General features: G+C 73.5%; 12 protein-coding genes and 1 pseudogene. 8 read left to right on the top strand and 5 right to left on the bottom strand.

Annotation, left to right across the window (positions count from 1 at the left end):
- The first annotated feature begins 64 nt into the window (after positions 1-64).
- Together CUT83_RS14230 and CUT83_RS14225 are read left to right on the top strand one after the other, a co-directional pair.
- Positions 65-1,726 carry a cellulase family glycosylhydrolase gene (locus tag CUT83_RS14230; protein ID WP_101256209.1) on the top strand — a complete coding sequence of 554 codons (1,662 nt, stop codon included), beginning with the start codon at positions 65-67 and terminating at the stop codon, positions 1,724-1,726.
- A 187-nt stretch (positions 1,727-1,913) separates the two neighbouring features.
- Positions 1,914-2,900: an SCO2278 family lipoprotein gene (locus CUT83_RS14225; RefSeq protein ID WP_240958302.1), complete on the top strand. Its 987-nt coding sequence runs from the start codon at positions 1,914-1,916 to the stop codon at positions 2,898-2,900.
- Positions 2,901-2,916: 16 nt separating this feature from the next.
- Here CUT83_RS14225 and CUT83_RS14220 read toward each other — a convergent pair whose 3' ends face one another.
- Positions 2,917-3,654 carry a bifunctional DNA primase/polymerase gene (locus tag CUT83_RS14220; RefSeq protein ID WP_101256207.1) on the bottom strand — a complete coding sequence of 246 codons (738 nt, stop codon included), beginning with the start codon at positions 3,652-3,654 and terminating at the stop codon, positions 2,917-2,919.
- 481 nt (positions 3,655-4,135) lie between these two features.
- On the opposite strand from CUT83_RS14220, the gene ddaH reads away from it, so the two are divergent.
- Entirely contained in the window at positions 4,136-4,945 is an 810-nt protein-coding gene (ddaH, locus tag CUT83_RS14215; RefSeq protein ID WP_420882481.1) for a dimethylargininase, read from the top strand.
- Between the two features lie 42 nt (positions 4,946-4,987).
- Here the strand turns inward: ddaH and CUT83_RS14210 are convergent, their stop codons facing one another.
- Positions 4,988-6,088: a small ribosomal subunit Rsm22 family protein gene (locus CUT83_RS14210; protein ID WP_101256206.1), complete on the bottom strand. Its 1,101-nt coding sequence runs from the start codon at positions 6,086-6,088 to the stop codon at positions 4,988-4,990.
- 278 nt (positions 6,089-6,366) lie between these two features.
- Here CUT83_RS14210 and CUT83_RS14205 point away from each other — a divergent pair, with 278 nt between their 5' ends.
- Positions 6,367-6,771 (top strand): ATP-binding protein, encoded by a 405-nt coding sequence (locus tag CUT83_RS14205; RefSeq protein ID WP_101256205.1) that lies wholly within the window; start codon positions 6,367-6,369, stop codon positions 6,769-6,771.
- Positions 6,772-7,040: 269 nt separating this feature from the next.
- On the opposite strand, the gene CUT83_RS14200 is transcribed toward CUT83_RS14205, so the two are convergent.
- Together CUT83_RS14200 and CUT83_RS14195 are read right to left on the bottom strand one after the other, a co-directional pair.
- Entirely contained in the window at positions 7,041-7,316 is a 276-nt protein-coding gene (locus CUT83_RS14200; protein WP_101256204.1) for a type II toxin-antitoxin system VapC family toxin, read from the bottom strand.
- A 31-nt stretch (positions 7,317-7,347) separates the two neighbouring features.
- Positions 7,348-7,590 (bottom strand): type II toxin-antitoxin system Phd/YefM family antitoxin, encoded by a 243-nt coding sequence (locus tag CUT83_RS14195; RefSeq protein ID WP_101256203.1) that lies wholly within the window; start codon positions 7,588-7,590, stop codon positions 7,348-7,350.
- Positions 7,591-7,918: 328 nt separating this feature from the next.
- Here CUT83_RS14195 and CUT83_RS14190 point away from each other — a divergent pair, with 328 nt between their 5' ends.
- The 4 genes and pseudogenes from CUT83_RS14190 to pglX all read left to right on the top strand — a co-directional run.
- Positions 7,919-9,973: an NACHT domain-containing protein gene (locus CUT83_RS14190; protein WP_158239013.1), complete on the top strand. Its 2,055-nt coding sequence runs from the start codon at positions 7,919-7,921 to the stop codon at positions 9,971-9,973.
- A 127-nt stretch (positions 9,974-10,100) separates the two neighbouring features.
- Positions 10,101-10,628, top strand: a complete 528-nt coding sequence (locus tag CUT83_RS14185; protein ID WP_101256201.1) for a hypothetical protein — start codon at positions 10,101-10,103, stop codon at positions 10,626-10,628.
- A 200-nt stretch (positions 10,629-10,828) separates the two neighbouring features.
- Positions 10,829-13,084, top strand: a complete 2,256-nt coding sequence (locus tag CUT83_RS29670; RefSeq protein WP_240958303.1) for a tetratricopeptide repeat protein — start codon at positions 10,829-10,831, stop codon at positions 13,082-13,084.
- Positions 13,085-13,288: 204 nt separating this feature from the next.
- A pseudogene (gene pglX / locus CUT83_RS14175) lies at positions 13,289-15,751 on the top strand (BREX-2 system adenine-specific DNA-methyltransferase PglX); the annotation flags it as partial.
- Positions 15,752-15,759: 8 nt separating this feature from the next.
- On the opposite strand, the gene CUT83_RS14170 reads toward pglX, so the two are convergent.
- Positions 15,760-16,565 (bottom strand): IS5 family transposase gene (locus CUT83_RS14170; protein WP_420882460.1). Its coding sequence is split into 2 segments (ribosomal slippage): positions 15,760-16,227 and positions 16,230-16,565, totalling 804 coding nucleotides; the frame shifts between segments, so codons are not numbered across the junction.
- Positions 16,566-16,623: the final 58 nt, after the last annotated feature.

The raw sequence follows: 16,623 nt of genomic DNA, 5'->3' as shown, positions 1-16,623 counted from the left end.
GCCGGGTGCTCGCGCCGCGCCGGTCTGACATCGTTGTCAGCCATACGGTTCACTGGAGTGACAGATGAGACCACGCACCACCCGCGGGGCCGCCGTCTCCGGCGCCCTGCTCGGATTACTGCTGCCGCTGTCCGGCCTGGGCCAGAGCGCGCAGGCCGCGTCCGGGGCCACCGGGAGCACTGCCGCCACCGGCCTCCACGTCAGCGGCGGACGCCTGCTGGAGGGCAACGGCAACGACTTCGTGATGCGGGGCGTCAACCACGCCCACACCTGGTACACCGGCGAGCTCGACTCCCTGGCCCACATCAAGGCCAAGGGCGCCAACACCGTGCGGGTCGTGCTCAGCAGCGGCGACCGCTGGACGCGCAACGACGCCTCCGACGTGGCGAACGTCGTCTCCGAGTGCAAGGCCAACCGGCTGATCTGCGTGCTGGAGGTGCACGACACCACCGGTTACGGCGAGCAGAGCGGCGCGGCCTCCCTGGACCGGGCCGCGGACTACTGGATCAGCGTCAAGAGCGCGCTGGAGGGCCAGGAGGACTACATCGTCGTCAACATCGGCAACGAGCCGCACGGCAACAGCGGCTACGAGAGCTGGGCCGACGACACCAGGGGCGCCATCGGCAAGCTGCGCGACGCCGGGTTCGACCACGCGCTGATGGTCGACGCCCCCAACTGGGGCCAGGACTGGTCGTTCACCATGCGCGACAACGCCGCGTCGGTCTTCGCCGCCGATCCCGACCGCAACACGATGTTCTCCGTCCACATGTACGGCGTCTTCGACACCGCCGCCGAGGTGCGCGACTACCTGGGCCGCTTCACCGACGCCGGGCTGCCGATCCTGGTGGGCGAGTTCGGGCACGACCACAGTGACGGCAACCCGGACGAGGACGCCATCCTGGCCACCGCCGAGGAGTTCGGACTGGGCTACCTGGGCTGGTCCTGGAGCGGCAACGGCGGTGGCGTGGAGTACCTGGACATGGTCGAGGGCTTCGACCCGGACGCCATGACGAGCTGGGGCGAGCGCCTGTTCAACGGCGCGAACGGCATCGCCGCGACCGCGAGGGAGGCCACCGTCTACGGCGGTTCCGGCGGCCCGGGCGACACCACCGCCCCCACCCGGCCCGGCACCCCGGTGGCCTCCGGTGTGACCTCCACCGGTGTCACCCTGTCCTGGGCGGCCTCCTCCGACGACACCGGGGTGACCGCGTACGACGTGGTGCGCGTCGACGGCTCCTCCGAGACCGCCGTGCGCAGTGTCACCGGTACCTCGGCGCAGCTCACCGGGCTGACGGCCGGCACCTCCCACACCTTCGCGGTGTACGCGCGGGACGCGGCCGGCAACCGCTCCGAGCGCTCGGCGACGGTGGACGTCACCACCGGCCGGGGCGGCGACCCCGCGCCGGGCGCCTGCTCGGTCGGCTACAGCGTCGTCGGCCAGTGGCAGGGCGGCTTCCAGGGCGAGGTGACCGTCCGCAACACCGGTGCGTCCGCGATCAGCGGCTGGACGCTGGGCTGGCGGTTCGCCGACGGCCAGACCATCACCAACATGTGGGGCGGCACCCCGGGCCAGAGCGGGGCGGCCGTCACCGTCGAGCCCGCCTCGTACACCGCGGACATCCCGGCGGGCGGCTCGGTGACCATCGGCTTCACCGGCACCTGGAACGGCGCCAACACCGCTCCGGAGGCGTTCACGCTCGACGGCGCCGCCTGCGCGGTGTCCTGACGCGGCGGATGTGACGGCCGGCCCGGCCCCGCCCCTTCGGACCGGCCGAACCGGCCCGGGGCGGGGCCGGGTTGGCCGTGTCCCGGGCCCGGCCCGTCCCGGCCCCTCCCGGCGGGCGGCCCCCGCGGAGCACCGGTAGGGTTCGGGCCGGGGAAGCCTCGTGATGGTCCGGGAGGGGTCGAGGAGAGTGCGGACGAAGGCGCGTGGGCTCAGGCGTGCGGTGGTGTTCGCGGCGGCGCTGGCCGCTGTGGCGGTGCTGCCGGGCTGCGTCACGGTGCACGGCGAGAGGGCCGTGGTCCCGGCGGTGACCGAGGCGGAGGCGGCGAAAGCCCTCGACCGCTTCACCGAGACCAACAACGAGGCCAACCGCACCAACGACGCCGCCCTGAACGCCACCATCGAGACGGGCGCGCTGGGCGCCGTCGACCAGGCCGGGCTGCGGGCCCGCCGCGCCGTCCATCCGGACGGCAGCCCCGACCACCAGGAGCTGGAACTGAGCGACGCCCGCTTCCTGATACCGCGGCAGGCGGGCTGGCCGAAGTTCTTCGTCGCCGACACCGCCTCCAGCCAGAGCCCCGGCAAGCGCTGGCTGCTGGTCTTCACCCGCGACGGCGTCGAGGAGAAGTGGAAGGTGTCGTACCTGTCGGTGCTGGACGCCTCCGCCGTGCCGGAGTTCGCCGAGGACGGCGAGGGCCACGCCGAGGCCGTCCCCGCCGGCGCGTCGGCCCGGCTGGCCGTCGCGCCGAAGGATCTGGGGAAGGCGTACACGGACTATCTGCGCGAGGGCGGCGACGCCTTCGCCGACGGTCCGGCCACCAGCGGCCTGCGCCAGGAGCGGAGGAAGACGGCGGCGAGCCCGGGCGCCCGCACCCAGTGGGCCGACCTCCCGGCCCGGGACGCGCGGTTCGCGCCGGTGGGACTGCGCACCGAGGACGGCGGGGCGCTGGTGTTCTTCACCACCCACCACCAGATGCGGCAGACCGTGCCCCAGGGCTACAAGCCGCAGGTCAAGGACCCCTACGTCAGGGCCCTGATGGAGGGCACGCCGCGGCAGTCGGTGACGTACGTCCGTCTCGGCCTCCAGACGGCGGCCGTGCCTCCGGCCGACGCCGGCGATCCGAAGGTCGAGCTGGTCTACCGCCTCCAGCGTCTGACGGGCGCCAAGGGCGAGTGACCCGGGCCCCGGCGCGTCAGCGCACCGGCCAGGGGGCGGCGTGGTCCGGCTCCTGCTGTGCGTGCGCGGCGCAGGCGTCCGTCAGCGCCTCCAGCATCGTCAGCGGGTCGGGCAGCGGGCGCTCGGGGGCGCGCAGCCAGCCCACCGCCGGGTCGGAGTCGTCGTCGGGCAGCCGGGCGGGGGGTACGAGCACGTAGCTGCCGCGGCAGTGCCACCGCAGGCCCGGGTGGTCCTCCAGGGTCTCGGGGTGGCAGTCCAGCTCGCACGGCCACCACTCGTCCTCGTCGTCCGGGGTGCCGCGGGTGGCGGTGAAGAACAGCATCCGTCCCGTCCGGGGGTCGGTGCCGCACACCGCCACCGGCCCGACCTCGATCCCCTCTGCCTCCAGCCGTTCCAGCGCGGCCCGCCCCGCGCCCACGGGCACGTCCAGCACGTCCTGGGTACGGCCGGTGGCGGTGATGAAGTTGGCCGACGGCTGGCCGGCGGCCCAGCGGGCGATCTGCTCGGGGTCGGTGGTGGCCTGGGTCTGCCAGGCGAAGGAGACCGGGTGCCGGCCGGGGGTGGGGCAGCCGATGCGGTCGCAGGAGCAGCCGTAGCCCTCGGGGTGCGCGGCGGGGGCCAGGGGGAAGCCGGCGGCGGCGGCCGTCAGCAGCAGGTCCTCCCGGACGCGGGCCGCTTCCCGCGCGGCGCTCGCGTGCGCGCCGCCGCGGGAGCGTCGGCGCAGCCACCGGGGGAATCTGCTTTCGCGTTCCATCGGACTCCTAGTGCTGGGACCACCGGCCTCGGCCTGTGGGGGAATCGCTTCCCTGGTTTGCGGTGCTCGGCCGGTCCCGCGGGGCGTCGGGGCGGGCCGGGCAGCGACCTCCGACTCGGAAAGAGCCCCTCCTCACGGGAGGGGAGCGGAGATCGCGTACCGCCCCACGCGCGACCGGAGCCGTGGGTTTCGAGGGTACGAAACCGAGCGCCTTCGGCCGGGCGGAATCCGCGGATCCCGCCCGGCCTTCTCCATCCTGCTCCTTCGGCGCCCCCGATGAGTAATCGAACGGTGGTCGCGATGGTCACAGCCGGCCCGGCCCGGGGGATCCGGCGGGCCCGCCCGGCCCGCCGGAAGACCGTCCTGCTCCGTACAGCGGAAATCCTCCTCCCGGACAGGACAGGGGGGCCCGGCCGGGTGGACGATGTGCTGACACAGCGCGACACCTCCGGCACACAGCGATCCTGTGAGGAGCCCTTCCGTGTACACACCCCGCCGCTATCTGATGTGCCCACCGGCGTACTTCGCGGTCACCTACTCCATCAACCCGTGGATGGATCCCGCCAAGCCCGTGGACCTCCCGCTGGCCGTGGCCCAGTGGGAGGCCCTGCGCGACACCTACCGCTCGCTCGGCCACACCGTCGAGGAGCTGGCGCCCGACCCGGAGCTGCCCGACATGGTGTACGCCGCCAACGGCGCGCTCGTGGTGGACGGCCGGGTGCTGGGCGCCCGCTTCGCCCATCCGGAGCGGGCGCGGGAGGCCGCGGTGCACCGTCAGTGGTACCGGGCCCGCGGCTTCGCCGAGGTGCGCGAGCCGGAGCACGTCAACGAGGGCGAGGGGGACTTCGCCGTCACCGCCTCCTGGCTGCTGGCCGGGCGCGGCTTCCGCAGCAGTCCGCTGTCCCATCCGGAGGCGCAGGAGTTCTTCGGCCGCCCGGTCGTCGGCCTGGATCTGGTGGATCCGCGCTTCTACCACCTGGACACGGCGCTGTGCGTGCTGGACGACACCCGCGATGACGCGGTCATGTACTACCCGCAGGCGTTCTCGCCCGGCAGCCGGGAGGTGCTGGCCCGGCTCTTCCCCGACGCGATCACCGCCGGGGAGGCCGACGCCCGCGCCTTCGGTCTGAACGCGGTCAGCGACGGGCACCATGTGGTGCTGCCGCAGGCGGCGGTGGGGCTGTTCGGGCCGCTGCGCGAGCGCGGTTACGAGCCGGTCGGCGTCGATCTGGGGGAGCTGCTCAAGGGCGGCGGCAGTGTGAAGTGCTGCACGGCGGAGCTGCGCGGCTGATCCGGTCCGCCCCCGCGCCGGTGCGGGGCGGGGGCGGGGCCGTCAGTCCTCGTCCCCGTCCCGCCCGCCGTCCGGCCGGTCGTCCCGCCCGTCGTCCCAGGCGTCGCCCCAGTGCGCGTCCCGGGCGGCGCGGTAGGCCGGCCCGCGGCGCTTGGTGACGGTCTCGCGCCGCAGCCCGCCGCGTTCGGCGTCCGGCCCGGTGCACAGGTCGAGCAGGACCTGGCCCTTGCGGATCTGCGGCCTGCGCACGATCCGCGCCGCGGCGGGCGTCCCGTCCGGGCCGCCGTCCGGGCCGCCGCCGCCCGCGCCGGGGCGGACGGCGGCCACGTAGGAGAACTTCTCGTCCTCGTACGCCAGCGTCCCTCCCTTCACCTGCCGGTGGAGGGAGGAGCGGCTGACGCGGGCGGCGAAGTGGCACCAGTCCGTGCCGGGCTCTATCGGGCAGGCGTCGCTGTGCGGGCAGGGGGCCAGGACGCGCAGTCCGGCGCCGGTCAGCCGGTCGCGTGCCTCGATGATCCGCCGGTAGCCGTCCGGGGTGCCCGGCTCGACGACCACCACCGCCCGCCGGGCCGCCGCGGCGGCGGCGTCGACCAGCGCGCCCCGGGCGTCCTCGGGCAGTTCGTTCAGTACGTAGGAGACGGTGACCAGGTCGGCCGCCTCCAGCCCCGGTGCGGCGCCGATGCGCTCCTGCCGCCACCGGGCCCCGCGCAGGGCGGCCGAGCCGGAGCCGGCGGCCAGCTCGCGGCCGAGGGCGAGGGCGGGTTCGGAGCGGTCCAGCACGGTGGTGGCCCGGGCCTCCCCGGTCCGCTGCGGGCCGTCGCCCCAGACCGCGGCGGCGGCCCACACGGCCGCGCCCGTCCCCCCGCCCACGTCCAGGTGGGTGGCCGGGTCCAGCTCCGGGGCGCGCTCGGCGAGGGCGTCCAGGGCGGCGCGGACGGCCTCGAAGGTGGCGGGCATCCGGTAGGCGGCGTAGGCGGCGACGTCGCCGCGGTCGCGCAGGACGGGGGCGCCGGCGGCGCCGCTGCCCCGGTAGCCGCTGATCAGCCGCTCGACGGCCGCGGCGGCCTGCCGGGGCGGCAGCCCGTCGAGGAGGCGGGCGAGCGCGTCGCGCAGCTCGTCGTCGGTGTGGAGGGGGGCGAACACCGGGCCAAGTGTAGGCGGGCGCCCGCCCGCGCCCCGCCGTGCGGTGGTGGATCTTTCCTCCGGTGGATTCCCCCGGATTCGTTCCCGTTCACGCCTGACGGTCACCGGACGCCCGTTATCGTCGCGCATATGCCACGGGCTGTTGCATACTTTCGTGGCATTCCGCTCCCCTTCCCGGAGGGAATCCGGGTCACCGGATCCGATTGTGTTCGGCTGCGCACTCGGGGGCAGACGATGCAGTGGAGTTGGGAAAGCAGCTCCGAAAACGAGGAGGACCGATGCACAGGGAAGGCCGACCACCGGAGCGATTGACGAACCGCTCACCGCAGTCCGGGGACCGGGCGCGGGAGATAACACGGGGTTTCCTCCGGGAAGCCGAGCCGGGCGCGTCCGAGGCGGACGTGGACGCCGTGCTGCTGGGGGTGTCGGAGCTGGTGTCCAACGCGGTCCGCCACGCCGGCGGGGTGACGGACTTCCGCCTGGGTTCGCGGGACGGCGGTGTGCTGGTGGAGGTCTCGGACGCCAGCGTCCGGCGGCCGAGGACGGTCCAGATAAACCCCTCCGTGCCCGGCGGCTTCGGCTGGCTGCTGGTGCGCGAGCTGGCCACCGACGTCACCGTCACCCTGCGCCCGGGCGAGGGCAAGACGATCCGGGCGTCCTTCCCGCTGCGGGCCGCCGCCTGACGCACGGGCCCGCCCCCGGGGATCGCGGAACGGAAGCCGCGGAACGGGACACTCCCCCGCGACACCGCGCCATTCCCGCGCGAAATACCGGCGGCGGCCGCCTTCTCCCCCTCAACTCGGCGGCCGGATAGGGACGTTCACGTTTCCCGGAAACCCCGCACCGGAATCGGTGGCGAGCGGAGAGCACCGGCCCATGGTGAAGCGGTGCGGCACCGCGCGAGGCTCGCGCGTCGCGGGGGCGGGGAATGCCGGGGCGGGCGTCCCGCGTCTCAGACGGACTTGACCCGCACGTCGTACTGCGGGATCCACTTGTCGCGGGTCATCGGGGTCATGCCCTCGATCTGCGCCTGGGCGACCAGCATCCGGTCGAAGGGGTCCCCGTGGTGCTCCGGGAGCCGGCCTGCCCGCACTCCGTGCCCGGCTGTGACGGGCAGGCCGGTGAACTGGCTGTCGCGTACACGTTCGGCCAGGTCCGCCGGGTCTTCGAGTTTGCCGATGGACTGCTTGATCGAGATCTCCCACGGTGTCACGGCGCTCACGTACACGGCGGGCTCCCCGTGTCGAGCAGGAGTCGCATCAGCGCATCCCGAAGGCGTCGGCGATGTCGTCGGGCAGTTCGTCGAAGTCGTCCGGGATGCGGACGGGGCCCTTGAGCGAACCGCGGCCGGTCCGCCCCACCCTGGACCGCAGGGGCACCGCCTCGGCCACCGGCTCCCCCGCCTTGCCGATCACCAGCTCCTCGCCCGTGGCTACCTGCTCGAAGATCCGGGAGAGGTGTGTCTTGGCTTCGTGCACGTTGTACTGCCGAGCTGCTTCCACGGCTGCCCCACAATCCGGTCACCAGGTGGACTGGGCGATGGACCGAGTATCGCCCGGCCGCGCACCGGCCGCGCACCGGTCGGTCCGCGGGTTTCCGGGTGCGGTCGGAGCGAACCGGCGAGAATGACCGGGAATGCGCGGAAGTCGCCGCGATTCCCCGTCCGCGTCTCCGGTCAGCCGAATTGCGCGGGTGTCCGTGGTCGGGCGCCGCGGAGCCCGCGTTCCGTCGCGTACGCGCCCGCACGCCGGGCGGAAATGGCCGCCGCGGTACGGCTCCCTGCCCCGCCCCTTTGCCAACTCCCTTGTGACGCACCACACTTCGTCAATCATGGGGAGAATGCAGTACGCCCGCCGCGGCGCCGTGTGGATGGTGTCGGCGCTCCTCCTGTGGGGCCTGGCCGCCGCCGTCGTCCTTCTGCGGGACGCCCCGCCGCTGCGCGGCGGCTCGCCGATCGAGATCGGCGCTCTCGCGATGGCCGTCGCCGGTGCCGCCATGGCCGCGCACGGCCTGCGCCTGGCACGCCTGTCCCTGGCCGCCTCGCAGCCGGACCACAGACGCCTGCTGTCCGACTTCCGGCACCAGGTCGGTCTGTCCCTCGGCAGCGTGCCCCAGAGCCACTTCGACGGCCCCGGCGACTTCGTCCCCATCGCCTACCGGGACGCCGCCGACCCGGGGACCGACAGGCCGGAGCCGCTGACCGAGTACTTCGAGAACCTGCCCGCCGACCGCAACCGCCTGGTCATCCTGGGCGAGCCCGGCTCCGGCAAGACCACGGCCGCCATCAGGCTGATGACGGACCTGCTCGGCCGGTGGCAGGAGGGGCGGCCCGTCCCAGTGCGCGTGCCCCTGTCCGCGTGGAACACCGAGCGCAGCCTGACGGACTGGCTGGCGGACCATCTGGCGGAGCGCCGGCTCACCCCCTCGCGGGCCGTGGCGCACGAGCTGCTGCGGGCCCGGCTCGTCCTGCCGATTCTGGACGGGCTGGACGAGATGGACCCGCCCGGCACACGGCCGCGCGACTCCCGGGCGCTCGACGCGCTCAAGCGCCTGAACAGGGACTACGGCTTCCCCGGAGGCAGGGCACGGCTGGTGGTGGTCTGCCGGGCCAAGCAGTACGGCCGGCTCAGCCGGACGGAGGGGCTCGAGCACGCCGCGGTCGTCACGCTCCAGCCGCTCGACAGCCCCCGGCAGCTCGAGTTCCTGAGCGCGAGCGGTCTGCGGGACGAGACGGGGCGGTGGCGACAGGAGTGGCGCGATGTGGCCGAGGCGCTCACCTGGAGCGGCTCGGCGCGCGGCCTGGCCCGCGTGCTGGACACTCCCTGGAAGATGGCGCTGCTCACCACCGTCTACAAGGAGCGCGACGAGGACCACCGCCCGGTCCGCTCCCCCGCCGGGCTGCTGTCGATGGCTCCCCGCGAGGCGCCGGACCATCTGCTCGGTCTGTACGTGCGCGCGGCGGTCATGACCCGCAACGCACATCCCGGACCGCGCCGTGATCCGGCGAAGGTCGAGCGGCGGCTCGTCCTGCTCGCCCGCCATCTGCGCGACGGCGGCCGGACGGACGGGCGGGAGTCCGGCCCGGAGGGCGGGGCGGCCCCGGAGACGGACATCGTCCTGCACCGGCTGTGGCCGCTGGGCGGGGGCCCGGTCGCCTTCATGGAAATGACGCTGTGGTCCCTGCCCTTCGTCGTCTCCATCAATGTGGCCGAACGGCTCGGCTTCGCCATCCCTCCGGACAGCCTTCTCGCCGTCGTCGTACTGTTCTTCCTGCTCTGGGTGGGGCCGCACATGGTGATGGGGCGCAGCATGCGGCATCCGGTGCCGCGCCGGCTGGACTGGCGGCGGGCGGCCGACTGGCGGTGGGCGGTGCTGGGGCTGTTCTACGCGGTCGGCCTGGGGCTGTATCTGCTGGACGGGTTGCGCGACCGGCCCGCTCTGTACGCGGCGATAGCGGTCGGCTACCTGGCCCCGTTGCCGGTCTTCAGCGCGGTGTGGCCGGTGGCCGACCATCCGCAGGCGGCGCTGACCGGGCCGCGCGACCCGCTGCGTGCGGAGCTGCGCTGCGCACTGGCGACCGCGGTCGCCGTGTCGCTGTCCACAGGGGCGCTCTTCGCCCACCTGGGGGAATCCGCCTCGGACTTCCTGTACGGCGCCCTGTTCGCCTTCCTCCCGGTCCTGGGCCTCTCCGCGCGCGCCTGGCGCCGCTATGCGGCGTTCAAGTCGACCGTGGTCGGCCGGCTGCCGGCGCGGCTCGGCGCGTTCCTCGACTGGTGCTGCGAGGCGGGGCTCATGCGAGTGGAGGGGCTGGCCTACCAGTTCCGCCACCGGGAGCTCCAGGACTGGCTGGCCCGCTCCGGGGCCGACTCCGAGGCGGCGCGCTGACCCTCCCCTCGGGCAGGGCTCCCGGTGTCTCCCCGCCCCGCCGACTCGCCTCGGCACCGGGGCGAGCCGGGGCCGGTGGCGCTACCGTGTGACGAGGGGGTCACGCTTCGGAAAAAAGGGGACGGGAATGCTGGAGCAGGCTTTGGCGGCGCTGGCCGCCGCCGGGGGCACGGCGGTGGTGCAGGCCGCGGGCACGGAGGCGTGGACGGCGGTGCGGGACGCGGTGGCCCGCTGGTTCGGCCGGGGCGACGAGCGGCGCGAGCGCGCCGAGCTGGAGCGTCTGGACCGCACCGCCGCCGAGCTGGAGCCGGGCGGACCGGAGCCGGGCGGGGACGAGGACCGGGAGCCCGGGGCCGCCGGGGCGGAGCAGGCGCGCATCCGCCAGGAGGCGGCCTGGCAGGCCCGCTTCGAGGGCCTGCTGGAGCGCGTGGACGACGCCGAGCGCGCCCGTCTCGCCGCTGAGCTGCGCGCCCTGCTGGAGCGCCACTCCCCCGCCGCCCCCGCCGCCGTCCCGCCCGCCGGCCCGTCCGTCGGCCGGGACGGGATGGCCGTGGGCGGGGACGTCCACCTCCGCGCGGACGGCGGCGTCGCGGGCGGGGTGATCCACGGCGGAGCCCATGTCCACCCTCGGCCGCCCGGTCCGCCCCAGGGCTGAACGGACCGGGCGCGGACGGCACGCCTCTGTCCGCCGAGGCGTACGTCCAGGCCCCGGGCGGCATCGGCGCCGGTCACATCGACCGGGCCAGCCTCCACACCCACTACCACTCCGATCCCCGCCCTCGCCCCGGCGTCTCCTGGCCGCATCTGGTCGGGGTGCCGCCCAGGGAGGCGGACTGTTTCCAGGACCGCGCCGCCGTGCGCGAGCTGGAGCGCGCGCTGGACGGCGGCGGCACGGCGGTGCTGTGCCAGGTGCTGTCCGGCATGGGCGGGGTCGGCAAGACCCAGCTCGCCGCCCACCACGCCCGCCGGGTCCTGGCGGCGGGCGGCGTGGACCTGCTGGTGTGGGCCACGGCCGCGACGCGCGAGGCGGTCGTCGCCGCCTATGCCCAGGCCGCCGCCGGGATTCTGTACTCCGACCCGGATCTGCCCGAGACGGCGGCGCGGGAGTTCCTGGCCTGGCTGGAGCACCGGCCCGGTCCGGAGCAGCGCCGCTGGATGGTGGTGCTGGACGACGTGGCAGACCCGGCCGACCTGCGCGGCCTGTGGCCACCGGCGAGCCCGCTGGGCCGCACCCTGGTCACCACCCGCCGCCGGGACGCGGCCCTGACCGGGCCGGGCCGCCGCCTGGTGCCGGTCGGGCTGTTCAGACCGGTGGAGGCCAGGGCGTATCTGGCCGCGTCCCTGGCCGCCCGCGGCCGCCATGAGCCGGAGGGGGAACTGGACTGCTTGGCAGGCGAGTTGGGTTATCTGCCGCTGGCCCTGTCCCAGGCCGCCGCCTATCTGATCGACTCCGGTCTGGACTGCGCCGCCTACCGCGCCCTGCTGGCCGACCGCGCCCGCGACCTGGCCGACGCCCTGCCCGACGCCGGGGCCCTGCCCGACGACCAGGCCGCCCCGCTGGACGCGGCCTGGTCGCTGTCGGCCGACCGCGCCGACCGGCTGCGCCCGTACGGCCTGGCCCGCCCCATGCTGCGTCTGGCCGCGATGCTCGACCCCAACGGCATCCCGGCCTCCGTCCTGACCTGCGGCCCCGCCCTGTCCCATCTCGCCGACCACCTCGCCGACCGGGCCGCCGTCCGGGCTCCGGACCGGTTCGGCCCGCCCGGCCGGCCCGCCCCGCCCGCCCGGACGGTCACCGCCGAGGACGCCGTCGGCGCGCTGCGGGCCCTGCACCGCCTGAGCCTGATCGAGCACTCCCCCGGCACGCCCCGCCGGGCGGTACGTGTCCACCAGCTCATCCAGCGCATCGCCCGCGACTCCCTCGGCCCCGGGCGGCGCGACGCCCTGGCCCGTACCGCCGCCGACGCGCTGATGGCCGCCTGGCCGGAGGTGGAGCGCGACACCGCGCTCGCCCAGGCGCTGCGCGCCAACACCGACGCCCTGGCCCGGTACGCCGGGGAGGCCCTGTACCGGCCCGAGACCCATCCGCTGCTCTTCCGCTCCGGCCGCAGTCTGGGCAACGCCGGCCAGGTGGCCGCCGCCCTGGTCCACTTCCAGCACCTGGCCGACTCCGTGGGCGCCCGGTTCGGCCCCGGCCACCCCGACACCCTCAACGCCCGGCACCGGCTCGCCCACTGGCACGGCATGGCGGGGAAGGTGGAGTACGCCCAGACCGCCCTCACCGGGATCCTCGCCGACTATCTGCGGGTACTGGGCCCGGACCATCCGGGCACCCTGGGCGTGCGGCACAACCTGGCCCGCTGGCGGGGTGCGGCCGGGGACACCACCGGCGCCAGGACGGCGTTCGCGGAACTGTTCACCGACCGCCTGCGCGTCATCGGCCCCGACCACCCCGACACCCTCGCCACCCGCCACGAGCTGGCCCGTCTGCGGGGAAGGACGGGCGACCACGCCGGGGCCATCGCCACCTTCACCGATCTGCTCGCCGACTGCCTGCGCCTCCTGGACCCGGACCACCCCCGCACCCTGGCCGCCCGGCACGAACTGGCCCGCTGGCGGGGCGCGTCGGGCGATATCGCGGGCGCCAGGGCGGCTTTCGCCGAGCTGCTCACCGACCGCCTGCGCATCATCGGCCCCGACCACCCCGACACCCTCGCCACCCGCCACGAGCTGGCCCACCTGCGGGGGAAGGCGGGCGACCGCGCCGGAGCCGTCGAGACCTTCACCGGCCTCCTCACCGACTACCTGACGGTGCTGGGCCCGGACCATCCCGGCACCCTGGGCGTCCGGCACAACCTGGCCCGCTGGCGGGGTGCGGCCGGGGACCCGGCGGCGGCCGTGGCCGCGCTCACCGACCTCCTCGCCGACCGGCTCCAGATCCTCGGCCCCCACCACCCCAGCATCGCCGCCACCCGCACCGATCTGGCCTACTGGCGCGGCCGGGCGGAGGCCGGCGGCCCCCACGTCCCCCGGCAGCCCTCCGCGCCCCGGTCGGAGGCGCGCGACCAGGCCCCCCGGCGGCCGTCCGCCGAGCCCGGCGGAACGGGCTGATCCGCACGGACCCCTCTCCCGGCAGGCGGCCGGGGACTACGATCTGCCAGGGGTTTCGAAGCCGCATGTCCTCCTTTGGCCGGTTCCGCGGGGAACCGGCGCACGCGCCGTGCGCGCGGACGGGGGGCCGCGGCTTGCGGGACGGGCGCGACGGACGCGAGGGGCGCCCACGGGGGCGACAGGCACGACGGGAGACGTGATCACGTGATCGACCGCAAGGCACTGCTGGCTGACCTGATCAAGCAGGTCAGGGCCGCCGAGGCGGATCTCGACCGGCAGGTGCGGGACGGCGAGGCCGTCCTGAAACCGCTGCGCACCGAGTACGGCAAGGAGAAGAAGGCCGACCCCAAGGGCACCCCGAGGTGGGCGGCCTGGGTGGAGGAGCGGGCGGCGGAGCTGCCCGAGGAGCGCGCGGAGCGGGTACGGGCGGCGCAGGCGGTCGCGGGCAGGCTGCGGGACGAGTACGACCAGGCCTTCGACATCGGCCGCACGGGCGCCACCTGGAGCCAGTGGCTGGGCGAGCGGGTCACGCAGGTCGCGGTGGCGTGGGTGCTGGGCACGGTGTTCGTGCGGTTCTGCGAGGACAACCGCCTGATCCCCGAGCCGTACGTCACGGGCCCGGACGCCGACCGGCGCGAGCTGGCCGAGGCCCGCTACGACCACTACGTGGAGACGGACACCGACCCCACCTACCGGGGCTGGCTGGAGAAGGCGTTCACCGACATCGGCTCGGGCCCGGCCGGCCGCCTCCTGTTCGACCGGCGGCGCAACCCGCTGTACCAGATCCCGCTCTCCCATGACGGCGCCCGCGAGCTGATCGAGTTCTGGCGCGAGCGCGACGAGACCGGCGTCCTCGTCCACGACTTCACCGACCCGCTGAGCGAGGACGGCACGGAAGGGTGGGACACCCGCTTCCTGGGCGACCTGTACCAGGACCTCAGCGATGCGGCGCGGAAGACGTACGCGCTGCTCCAGACACCGGAGTTCGTGGAGGAGTTCATCCTCGACCGCACCATGAACCCGGTCGTGCGGGAGATGGGCGACCGCTTCGGCGAGCTGAAGATGATCGACCCGACCTGCGGTTCCGGGCACTTCGTGCTCGGCGCGTTCCGTCGCATGGTCCGCCTGTGGGCAGAGCGGCGGCCGGGTACGGACGTCCACGAGCAGGTCCGGGCCGCGCTGAATTCCGTGCACGGCGTGGACATCAACCCCTTCGCGGTCGCCATCGCGCGGTTCCGCCTGCTGATCGCCGCCATGGCGGCGGCGGGTGTGCGCACGCTGGAGGAGGCGGCGAAGTACGAGTGGCCGATCCACCTGGCGGTGGGCGACTCCCTCATCAAGGAGCGGCAGCTCGAATTCACGCTCATCGGCGAGAAGTCCGGCGACCCGCTGGCAGAGTTCTCCTACGCCACGGAGGACGTACACGAGCACCCCGGCATCCTGGAGCCGGGCCGCTACGACGTGGTGGTGGGCAACCCGCCGTACATCACGGTCAAGGACAAGAAGCTCAACGCCCTGTATCGGAAGCTGTACGACTCCTGCGCGGGCAAGTACGCCCTGTCGGTTCCCTTTGCTGAGCGGTTCTTCCAACTGGCCAAGACCGGGGAGCCCGACGGCAGCGGCTACGGCATGGTTGGCCAGATCACCGCCAACTCCTTCATGAAGCGCGAGTTCGGCACCAAGCTGATCGAGGAGTACTTCGCGCACAAGGTCGAACTGACCGAGGTCATCGACACCTCCGGTGCCTATATTCCTGGGCACGGAACACCAACCGTCATCCTGGTCGGCAGGCGCCGTGCTGGGAAGGGGCGCGCGGCGACGATTCGCACGGTCCGAAGCGTTCAAGGTGAACCCACCACGCCGGAGAACGCCGAGGAGGGCTTGGTCTGGCAGGCAATTGTCGAACAGATCAACAAGCCCGGCTCGGTGAGTCAGTGGGTTTCCGTGGACGACCTGGACCGCGAGAAGTACTTTGCGAAGCAGCCGTGGGTCCTCGCTGACGGTGGCCAGGAAATGCTTGAGCAGATCAACACGGCCCAGCAAGCGGTTCTGAAGCGTGACCTGCACCGGATCGGTTTCTATGGAATCATGGGGTCGGATGACGCCATGAGTGCCGTCTCTCGCGCTTTCAAGAGAGTTAATGCCGAGCCTCAATACATTCGACGCCTTGTCGTGGGCGATGAAGTGCGCGACTTTCAATTTGCGGACGGGGATGACGCCTTTCATCCGTACGACGAGCGGCACGAATTGGTGAACCTGGAGAAATTCCCCAAGTTGTCTGATTGGCTATGGTCGTATCGGACGGAACTGGGGAATCGTGCCACGTTCTCAGGCGGGAGGTACTTTACAGACGGTCGGCCATGGTGGGAGTGGCACCAGCTCCCTAAGGACCATGGAGCGCACCAGTGGGCGATCCCATTCGCTTTCGTGACTACGCACAATCACTTCGCGCTGGACCGGGGCGGCAAGGTGTTCAAGCAGTCTGCTCCGGTGATCAAATTGCGGGAAGGGGCGAGCGAGGAGGAGCACCTGCGGCTACTCGGACTGCTCAACAGCTCCACGGCCTGCTTCTGGCTCAAGCAGGTGAGCCACAACAAGGGCGGCCCTGGTGGTGGTTACTCTAAGGGTGAGAAATGGCGGGATTTCTACGAGTTCACCGGCACTAAGAGCATGTCTCACGTGGTGAGTTGGGCGAGTTTCTTGTAGCAGGTCAGGGCGGCCGCGAGGCCGAGGAAGGCCAGGAAGTGGCTGCCCTTGCGCTCGTACCGGACGGTGAGGCGCCGGTAGCCGAAGAGCCAGGAGATCGACCGTTCGATCTTCCAGCGGTGCCGGCCCAGGCGCTCGCCGGACTCGATGCCGGGCCGGGCGATGCGCGGGACGATGCCCCGCTCGCGCAGCCATGCCAGCTTCTCGGCGGAGTGGTAGGCCTTGTCGGCGCGGAGCCTGCCGGGGCGGCGTCTGCGCGGGCCGCGCCGGGAGCGGACGGCGGGGATGCCCGCCACCAGCGGCAGGAGCGCCTGGCTGTCGTGGACGTTCGCGCCCGAGACGCCCAGGGCGAGCGGCAGGCCCTGGGCATCGGACAGAACGTGGAGCTTGCTGCCCTTCTTGCCCCGGTCGACCGGATTGCGCCCGGTCAGCGAGCCCCCTTTTTCGCCCGCACACTCGCCGCGTCCACGATCGCCGCGGCCCAGTCCACCTCGCCCCGGGCCCCGAGTTCGTCCAGCACCGCCCGGTGCAGCCGGCGCCACAGCCCGGCCTCGGTCCAGAGCGTGAACCGGCGGTGCGCGGTGGCCGGGGAGATGCCGAAGGTCTCCGGCAGATGCCGCCAGGCACACCCGCTGGTCAGCACGTACACCACGGCGGTGAAAGCGGCCCGCTCGTCCACCGGGGCGGTCCCACCGCCCTGCGGCCGGGACGTGAACTTCGGCAGCAGCGGAGCTGCCAGCTCCCACAAACCGTCGGGAACCAACCGCTGCGACAGATCAACACTCACAGCCACCCATCATGCCGCACCGAACCCACCACGTGAGACAAGGTCT

Origin of the sequence: Streptomyces barkulensis, from assembly GCF_002843305.1 — a bacterium.
GTDB classification, from domain to species: Bacteria; Actinomycetota; Actinomycetes; order Streptomycetales; family Streptomycetaceae; genus Streptomyces; species Streptomyces barkulensis.
The sequence above is the reverse complement of the archived record's forward strand: the minus strand, read 5'-3'. Positions and strand labels throughout refer to the sequence as shown.